This window comes from Nonomuraea sp. NPDC003201 (assembly GCF_053590415.1).
Map to the genome: position 1 here is coordinate 1 of NZ_JBSFTC010000728.1, position 1,521 is coordinate 1,521.

The following is a 1,521-nucleotide window of genomic DNA, read 5'->3' on the forward strand; positions in this document are numbered from 1 at the left end:
TTATTTTTTTATTGTGGTGTTATTTGAGAAAATAATTATTATGGGTGGGGGGGGGGGGTGTGGGGGCGGGCGGGGGGGCGTTGGGGGGGGCCCCCCCCTCACTGCGTTGTACGGCGGAGCGGAGGTACCGGTGGACTTATACCAGTGCGGCAGGGGACGGGGCTATGCGGGGTGGAGTCTTTTGTTTCGGCCATGAGGGAGTCTGTGGTCCACCAAATCGCGGCAGTTCCGGTTTGCTGGTGATTTGTCCGGAAATATGCAGCGTGCGGGAGATTTCCTAGGAATCGCCCGTAGCGTTTCCCCGATTCGGCCGGATCTGTATCCGCCTGCGCCGGGGGGCGTGAAACAGGGCAATCGAACCTTTAGGGGGAAAACAATGCCCAAGCTCAAGAGTGTTATCGCGGGTCTCGCCGTCAGTTCGGCGCTGACCGGTGGCGTGGTAGCCGCGGGCGCGGCCACGTCGCCGGCCGGCGCGGCCGTCCAGGTCAAGTCCGCCGCCCCCGTCCTCGCCGGCAACTGCCGCGGCGGGGGCTGGCGCCGGTGCGGCGGAGGCTGGGGCGGCCGCTGGGGCGGCCCCTGGGCCTGGGGCGGTCGCGGCTGGGGCGGCGGCTGGGGCTGGGGCCGTCACGACAGGGGCGCCCGGGTCCGGATCGTCATCGTCAACCAGAACCACAACATCAACGGTGGCCACCGTGACGAGTGGTAGGACTCAGACACTGAGCTGAGCATTGGCGCGCCTCTGAGGCCGCCGTAGCGGGCGGAGTCCCCGAGCGATGACACTCCGCCCACGCCAAACGAGTGTCCGTATTCATCGGGACCGGCGCCACCCTCCGGCCGGCGCCGCCCAAGCGAATACGGGCACTCACTTCTGTTTTCTACGGTCGTCGCCCCGTCCCATGCGGCCCCCCACAAGCCGAGCGCCCCTGTCCCCCGCCGCCGGTCGTCATCGCCGTGGACCGTCCGTTCCCCGAGAAGAGGGCGGTCCCGGCCCTCTTCGGGGCGACCCCGGACTGGACTCGTCTTCGGGGCGAGCCCGGACTGGACTCGTCTTCGGGGCGACCCCCGACTGGACTCGTCTTCGGGGTGGCCCCCCGGCTGGGCCCGTCTTCGGGGTGGCTACGGCGGGGCCCGTCTTCGGGCGCCGGCGGTAGGAGACACGTCGAGTGCCCGTATTCGGTGGGTCGACGTCGTCGCTGTCGGGGCAGACGTCGGGACCCGGTGAATACGGGCACTCGATCGGCGTGGGCGGAGCTTCATCACTCAGGGGACTCCTGGTGTGGCGCGGCCCGCGCCACCGGTTCGCCTGTGCGGTGAGCTCTACTGCCACGTGGGCTGGTTGTTGTCCTCGTTGTGGTCCATCTCGTGGCGCTCGTCCATGCGCTGCTGCACGTTGCGGTTGCGGTTCGTGTTGATGATGATGATCTTGATGCGGGGCATGCGGTGGTGGCGCCAGTTGGCCCAGCGTCCGCCGCCCCAGCCGCCGCCCCAGCCGCCGCCCCCGCCGCAGCGGCCCCAGCCCCC

General features: G+C 69.0%; 2 protein-coding genes. One reads left to right on the top strand and one right to left on the bottom strand.

Translation table 11 applies throughout. The features are described from left to right. Positions 1-376: 376 nt before the first annotated feature. On the top strand, positions 377-706 hold the full coding sequence (locus ACWDX9_RS63185; protein ID WP_449973431.1) for a hypothetical protein: 330 nt from the start codon (positions 377-379) through the stop codon (positions 704-706). A 611-nt stretch (positions 707-1,317) separates the two neighbouring features. Here the strand turns inward: ACWDX9_RS63185 and ACWDX9_RS63190 are convergent. Further along, positions 1,318-1,521, bottom strand: a 204-nt coding sequence (locus tag ACWDX9_RS63190; RefSeq protein ID WP_449973432.1) for a hypothetical protein, incomplete at its 5' end; no start/stop codon positions are given.

Coding starts and splice junctions, on each gene's coding strand:
- ACWDX9_RS63185 (WP_449973431.1), top strand. CDS start 377: ATGCCCAAGCTCAAGAGTGTTATCGCGGGTCTCGCCGTCAGTTCGGCG.